The sequence below is a fragment of the Pseudomonas graminis genome, assembly GCF_001705435.1.
In the GTDB taxonomy this organism is placed as follows: domain Bacteria; phylum Pseudomonadota; class Gammaproteobacteria; order Pseudomonadales; family Pseudomonadaceae; genus Aquipseudomonas; species Aquipseudomonas graminis_B.
This window is the reverse complement of sequence record NZ_MDEN01000053.1, coordinates 149,695-156,706: the sequence shown is the minus strand read 5'-3', so window position 1 is coordinate 156,706 and position 7,012 is coordinate 149,695. Positions and strand designations below refer to the sequence as shown.

At 61.2% G+C, this 7,012-nt stretch carries 5 protein-coding genes; 1 reads left to right on the top strand and 4 read right to left on the bottom strand.

All coding sequences use genetic code 11. The features are described from left to right. Positions 1-633: 633 nt before the first annotated feature. Positions 634-1,245 carry a hypothetical protein gene (locus BBI10_RS04620; RefSeq protein ID WP_065987209.1) on the bottom strand — a complete coding sequence of 204 codons (612 nt, stop codon included), beginning with the start codon at positions 1,243-1,245 and terminating at the stop codon, positions 634-636. Between the two features lie 219 nt (positions 1,246-1,464). Continuing rightward, entirely contained in the window at positions 1,465-2,493 is a 1,029-nt protein-coding gene (locus BBI10_RS04615; protein ID WP_065987207.1) for an alpha/beta fold hydrolase, read from the bottom strand. A gap of 323 nt (positions 2,494-2,816) precedes the next feature. Here BBI10_RS04615 and BBI10_RS04610 point away from each other — a divergent pair, with 323 nt between their 5' ends. Further along, positions 2,817-4,556, top strand: coding sequence for a dipeptidase (locus BBI10_RS04610; protein ID WP_065987203.1), 1,740 nt, complete (start codon positions 2,817-2,819; stop codon positions 4,554-4,556). A gap of 70 nt (positions 4,557-4,626) precedes the next feature. Here the strand turns inward: BBI10_RS04610 and BBI10_RS04605 are convergent, their stop codons facing one another. Both BBI10_RS04605 and ahpF read right to left on the bottom strand, forming a co-directional pair. After that, positions 4,627-4,932, bottom strand: a complete 306-nt coding sequence (locus BBI10_RS04605; RefSeq protein ID WP_065987202.1) for a DUF1883 domain-containing protein — start codon at positions 4,930-4,932, stop codon at positions 4,627-4,629. A 368-nt stretch (positions 4,933-5,300) separates the two neighbouring features. Next, the gene (gene ahpF, locus BBI10_RS04600; protein WP_065987200.1) at positions 5,301-6,863 is read right to left on the bottom strand and encodes an alkyl hydroperoxide reductase subunit F; all 1,563 of its coding nucleotides are present in this window, start codon (positions 6,861-6,863) and stop codon (positions 5,301-5,303) included. Positions 6,864-7,012 lie beyond the last annotated feature (149 nt).

Genomic DNA, 7,012 nt, shown 5'->3' with positions numbered 1-7,012 from the left:
CCTGACGGCGCTCTCGCGGCATCCATGCCGCTCGGCCCACTCCACGAGACCTGCGTTCAGCCTGCACCCAAGTCGCGATTGGCGGTGACTGAGCCTTTTGCGTAGGAAGATCAAAAGCGCGCTTACGCTTAGTAGGACCGGCTTTAGCCGGGAAGAGGCCACCTCAAGCGCCGGCATTTTTGCTGATAGCCCCCCTCCCTGTAGGAGTGAGCTTGCTCGCGAATGCTTTATCCAAAACACCCGATATCCGAGGGATGTACCGGCCCCTTCGTGAGCAAGCTCACTCCCACAAGTCCTTAGCGCCTGACCCGCCCTCGATCTGCCTTTGATCTGCCTTTGATCTTGATCTTCAAACACATAACGCTCAGACGACACCTATCGCGACTTGGGTGCAGGCCGAACGCAGACGACGCGGAGTGGGCCGAGCGGCATGGATGCCGCGAGAGCGCCGCTAGGACATGGATGTCCGTTCGGCGCGGGCCCACGGAGCGTCGTCGGAGTGAGGGTATTCCGACGAAGGAGGAACCCAACCAGGAGCAAGCACCCTTGGTTACTTGGGGTGCTTTTCCAAGTAACTCGCCGAAGGCGAAATGTCTGCCGTTAGGCAGACGCCCTTGATCTAAACACAAACAATCAGGCCATTTCCGCCTTTGCCATGGCGATCCTGGTCTTCACCTCCCGCTCAGCGACCTGCTGATCCGTCTTCTGCTTCTGCAGCTCAGTCACCTGCTTGTCCACCGCCGCCTGCTCCTGCGGCGTCATGGCGTCGTATTCCGCCTTGCTGACGCCCGTCAACCGCTGCCGCACCTTCTCCGCGTCGGTCTGGTTCATGTAGGACAGAAACTGATCCTTCACCGAACCCACGCCATCAGAACCCGCGCCATCACTGGCCGCCAGATCATCAGAGACCGTCTTGCTGACACTGTCAGACGACGCGACCTGCTTGTCAGCGCTGGACACAAACGCCGCAGCCGCTGCCGCCTTGTCATCATCCGTCACCGACGACGCCGTGTTGGCCGCCGCTGCCTTCAGGTTCACCATCATCTTGGCAAACGACTCGTCGTAGCCCTGTTTACCGTCATTACCGCTTTGCGCCGCGCCTTCACCATTGCTCGCAATCGCCGCCACGGGTGTGGCGGCGCCGGCCATGGCGCTGGTGTAGGCATCCGTGTCCGCCGTGGCGTAATGCGTATGGCTCACGGCCTTCGACACGAACTGCTGGATAGCACTGTTGCCGATCAACATCTTTCACCTCCTGTTCAGGTTGTCCGATGTACCCCGACAGCAGCAAAACCGATGCCATCCAGCCTGCCCTCCCTGAAAGACCCGTCAACACGGGCCTGCGGACCCAGCGTCAAGCCATGAAGGGCCGCCATGATCGACAATGCTTGCCGTCTGCGGCAGATCCTCGCCGCCGGCTTGCCGTACCGGCCAGCGCGCTGCTGACAACCCGAGGCCGCCGCCCTATTTGAGAAACGCCTTCACCGCCTCATTCACCTGGCCCGCCTCACACGCCGGCGCCATGTGTCCGCAATCGCTGTTGAGTACCAGCAACTGCGCGCGCTTTTGGGTGGCCAGCGCCTTGGAAGGCGCCGGGTCGACCATGCGGTCCTGCTCGGAGGTGATGATCAACAGTCGCGCCTTGATTTTCCCGGCCAGTGCGGCCATGTCGCCGTGACGCAACAGATCGAACGACGTCATCGCCTGCAATTGCCGGTACCAGTCGACCGTGCTGAAGGACTGATTGCTCGCGGTGGCGGGCAACGTGCCGGCAGGTGCGGGACTGGTGCCCACGGTCTTGGCCGCCCTGTGTCCCGGCGTCCACAGATAACCGTTGTGTATCGCCGCGAGCTGTTTGAAAGCCGTGCCCGGCGCATAGTTGCCGTCGTTCCAGCCGGGCGCGCGTTCGATGGCGGCCAGTTCTGCATTCCAGGCCTGCAGGTCGCGTTCGGTCGGGTGAGGCGTGCCGACGATGGTCACCACCTTGCTGGCGAAGTCCGGGTACATCACCGCCCACTGCAACGCCTGCATGCCGCCCATGGAAATGCCGACGATGGCGTGGGCGTGATCGATGCCCAAGTACATGGCCAGCAACCGATGCTGCGCCTTGACCATATCGCGGATGCCGAACTGCGGAAACTTCAGGCGCGGCGCAATCGGGCTGTTGGACGGCGAGCACGACACGCCATTGCCGATGGCGTCCATCGCCACCACGTACCAGCGATTGGTGTCGACCAACTTGCCGGGGCCGATCATGTCGGCCTGGTCGGACGTCCGCCCGGCCAGCCAGGTAGTCACCAGCACGACGTTATTGCGATCTTCTGCCAGCGTGCCGTAGGTGCGATAACCCAAGTCGCAACGTGAGATCTTGCCGCCGGTCATGTTCAACGAGCCAATGTTCACCCGTTGCTGCTCTGCCGCCTGGCAGAGGCCCACACTCATCATGACCAGCAACGCACACAGCCTCCGGTCAGCGTAATGACGCAGTTTCATGGAATTCCTTAGTGATAAAGCCGGGCGTGATAGCGCCTGAAAGATTTGCGGCTCCGGAAAACCATGTACATCAACACCATGCCGTCGCGCTGCGCCATCAGCGTAGACGGTTATGCCGTATGAGCGAGGCCGCTTCACGACTATTTTTTCAGGCCATTCAATAGCCTGAGTCATTTACGGTTGTGCGCCGCTTTCACCCGTCAAGGCGACAGATATCAGCATGAGGACTCCCCCTGCTCCACCGGCGATGGTAGCGTGCGGTGGTTTCTGATCGAAGGATCAGACCTTTCTCTCAACATGCCTGCCAAGGAATGCCCCACCCAATGGACTTTTCGCTCAAGCACCTCACCGCCGCTACATTGATTTTCTCCGGCGTCTGCGCCTTCACACCCGCTGCCTTTGCCAACCTCACCGCGCAACAGAGCAGCACGATTGTCGGCACCTTCAAGGAAAACGCCGTCACTGATTTCCGCCAGTTCCTCAAGACCGTCAGCACCACCGACGTGGTCAAGGCGGCGGGCATCGAGCCGGCGATCAGCGCCTTCCTCGCCAATAAAAAACTGTCCGCCGATGAGCAGAACGATATCCATCGCCTGTTGGGGGTTTATGCGCGGGTGAAATACGGCAGCGCCGCCACCGAAACCCTGCGCGAACTGGTCGCCATCCCCACGTTCCAGACCGCTGGCGTCGCGCAACACGACAACCCCGCGTTCATCAAGATTGCCGAGAAAATCAAAACCCTCGCCCAGTCGTTCAACCTGACCTTCCGCAATATCGACAACCGCGTGTACGAGGTTTCCCTTGAGGGTTCAAGCCCTGAAGTGGTGGGGATTCATGCCCACGCCGACGTCGTTCCGGTCACCCCGGAAAACTGGGTGCTGGCTGACGGCACCCGCCTCGATCCGTTCAAAGTGACCCTGATCGGCGACCGCATGTACGGGCGCGGCACCGAGGATGACAAGAACGGTATCGTCGTCGCGCTGTACGCCATGAAGGTGATCAAGGAAGAGAAGCTGCCACTGGCGCGCAATTTCAAGCTGCTGATCGACACCACCGAAGAAACCTCCGGCGACGCCATTCCCTACTACTTCGAGCGCAACCCGACGCCGGCCTACAACCTGGCACTCGATGGCAGCTACCCGGTGGTGATCGCGGAAAAGGGTTACGGCACGGTCATGGCCAGCTTCCCCCGTCGCACCGCCGAAGGCGCGGGCGCGGAAATCACTTCGATGACCGGCGGCATGGCGACCAACCAGATCCCGTCAAAATCAGTCGTCACGCTGGTCAGCGATCAGCCCGTTGAACTCGCCGCCGAGCTGCAGAAAGCCGGCGCTGAGTACGCCCAGCGCAACGGCGGCAACTTCAAGGTCGACGCAGAAGTCGCCGGCAAGGAGGTCAAGCTGACGGTCACCGGCGTCTCGGCGCACTCCTCCGAGCCTGAATCGGGGGTCAACCCGGTGGCGCGGATGCTCGATTTCATCAACGGTCTGGATGGCAAGGTCGCGCTCAAGCACAACGCGATCACCGACGCCGCGCGCTATGCCGCTGACAACTGGGGCCTTGATTACCTGGGCAGCAAACTGGGCGTCGGCTTCAGCGATGAGTTCATGGGCCCGCTGACGGCCTCACTGACCTACGTGGCGATGGACGACAAGGCCTTCAAGCTGGCGGTCAATCTGCGCGTGCCAAGGGGCAAATCGCCGGAAGCACTGAAAGCGGAAATCGCACAGAAGTTGACGGCCTGGACCCAGCAGTGCCACATCACGCCGGGCTTTGATTACTCGATCGCCGAGCCGATGTACCGCAACCCTGAGGGCGAGTGGGTCAAGGCGCTGTTGGCCGTGGCCACCGAGAACCTGGGCATGGAGCACAAGTTCGGCACGTCCGCCGGCGCCACGTCCGTGCATGAGCTGCCCAACGGCGTGCAGTTCGGCCTGGCCAAACCCGACGTCAAATACACCGGTCACACCGACGCCGAGTTCAAGACCACCGAGCAGTTCCTGCTGGACTTGCAGATCGTCACCGAAATGATGGGCCGCATCGGTCAACTGCCGAAACTCTGACCACCCTGCCCCGGGGCCCGCTGCGGTGGCGGGCCTGATTCGCGCGACTGAAGATACGTACATCAGGGGCTCAGTGCTGAAGTTTCGAGCCAGTCCGACGCACGATCTTGATCGAGTGTTTGAGGTTGGGCTTGCGGGTCACGCTGATCGCCCGTTGGGTGACCGTGTCCAGGGTGATGTTCCAGAAGCCGGTGCTGGGCACCACGATTTTCGCTGGGAAGCTGTCGAAGGCGCCGCCGTGATAGGTGTGCCGACCGCCGTTCTTGAAACTGCGGAAGTTGGCATCACTCATGAGGCGGATATTGCAGGCGTTCGAGGACTCGATCACCACAATGTCGCCTTCATTCAGGTGTTCGCGTTGGTGGATGAATTTCACGGGGATCCCACGGCAGAGTTGAAAACGGCCGCGAGAATAGCACGGAGGCCTGGCCCGGAAGGCGGTGCTCACATGACCGCCTGAGCTACAGCCCAAAAAAAACCTCATGATCGCTCATGAGGTTTTTTTGTTTCTGGCCATTGGTTCAGAGGTATGGCGACCGACGCCTTCCCGGCTGAAGCCGGTCCTACAAGCCGGCGTACACCCCGTGCCACTGGATGCATGGAATGCATTGAGTGGGACCGGCTTTAGCCGGGAAGAGGCCGGTGTGTACGCCATCGTTTTTGCAGGGTGGCAACCGACGCCTTCCCGGCTGAAGCCGGTCCTACGACACCGCATGAGCCAGTAGGACCAGTTTTAGCGAGGTATCACGCCGGGGCGCTGGTGCGGATCAGGTGGTCGAAGGCGCTGAGGGAAGCCTTGGCGCCCTCGCCCACCGCGATCACGATCTGCTTGTATGGCACGGTGGTCACGTCACCGGCAGCGAAGATGCCCGGGATCGACGTCTCACCGCGTGGGTCGATGATGATCTCGCCCCGTGGCGACAGCTCGATGGTGCCCTTCAGCCATTCGGTGTTCGGGAGCAGGCCGATCTGCACAAAGATACCTTCCAGCTCGATGGTGATGTCTTCACCCGTAAGGCGGTTCTTGTAGCGCAGGCCGTTGACCTTCTGGCCGTCGCCGGTGACTTCGCTGGTCAACGCGCTGGTCAGCACCGTCACGTTGGGCAGGCTGTGCAGCTTGCGTTGCAGGACCGCATCGGCGCGCAGGTTGGCGTCGAATTCCAGCAAGGTGACGTGGGACACGATACCCGCCAGGTCGATGGCCGCTTCCACACCGGAGTTGCCGCCGCCGATCACCGCCACGCGCTTGCCCTTGAACAACGGACCGTCGCAGTGCGGGCAGTACGCCACGCCTTTGTTGCGGTACTGCTGCTCACCCGGCACATTCATTTCGCGCCAGCGTGCGCCGGTCGCCAGAATCACCGTCTTGCTCTTCAACACGCCACCGCTGGCAAACTTGACCTGGTGCAGCTCGCCGTTCTTGCCCGGAATCAGTTGCTCGCCGCGCTGCAGGTTGATGACGTCGACTTCGTACTGCTTGACGTGTTCTTCGAGGGCGACCACCAGCTTCGGCCCTTCGGTGTGCTGCATCGAGATGAAGTTCTCGATCGCCATGGTGTCGAGCACCTGACCGCCGAAACGCTCGGCTGCCACAGCGGTGCGGATGCCCTTACGGGCAGCGTAGATCGCTGCGGAGGAACCTGCCGGGCCACCGCCGACGACGAGCACGTCGAACGCTTCTTTGCCATTCAGCTTCTCGGCCTGACGATCGCCGCCGCTGGTGTCGATCTTCGCCAGAATCTCTTCCAGGTTCATGCGGCCCTGACCAAACAGCTCGCCGTTCAGGTAGATGCTTGGCACGGACATGATCTGGCGGTCGGTGACTTCCTGCTGAAACAGGCTGCCTTCGATGGCGACGTGTTCCACGTTCGGGTTAAGAACAGCCAGCAGGTTCAGCGCCTGGACCACGTCCGGGCAGTTCTGGCAGGTCAGCGAAAAGTAGGTTTCAAACTTGAATCCACCGGTCAGGCTGCGTGCCTGCTCGAGGGTGTCCTCGGAGGATTTGGACGGGTAGCCGCCGACTTGCAGCAGCGCCAGCACCAGCGAGGTGAATTCGTGACCCATTGGCAGACCGGCGAAACGCAGCTTGATGTCCTGGCCCGGGCTGTTCAGGGCGAAGGACGGCGTGCGTGCATCGCTGCCATTGGTGTCCAGGGTGATCTTGTCGGAGCTGCTGACGATGTCATTGAGCAGGGCGAGCATTTCCTGGGATTTTGCGCCGTCATCAAGGGACGCAACGATCTCGATCGGGCGAGTGATCCGCTCCAGGTAAGATTTCAACTGAGCTTTAAGATTGGCGTCCAACATGGTTCGGCTTCCTTCTTCACTTTCAGGTCTGGATACGTTCAAGATCTAGCGGGTTCTACAAAAAAAAACGCCCAGGCGATGACCGCCCGGGCGTTTTTTGGGGGCGATGCGGTTTACGTGCTCATGGGCTCATCGCCCCCGATCCGGTC

Excerpts from the sequence above, each read along its gene's own strand:
- ahpF (WP_065987200.1), bottom strand. The coding sequence starts at position 6,863 with ATGTTGGACGCCAATCTTAAAGCTCAGTTGAAATCTTACCTGGAGCGG.
- BBI10_RS04615 (WP_065987207.1), bottom strand. The coding sequence starts at position 2,493 with ATGAAACTGCGTCATTACGCTGACCGGAGGCTGTGTGCGTTGCTGGTC.
- BBI10_RS04610 (WP_065987203.1), top strand. The coding sequence starts at position 2,817 with ATGGACTTTTCGCTCAAGCACCTCACCGCCGCTACATTGATTTTCTCC.
- BBI10_RS04620 (WP_065987209.1), bottom strand. The coding sequence starts at position 1,245 with ATGTTGATCGGCAACAGTGCTATCCAGCAGTTCGTGTCGAAGGCCGTG.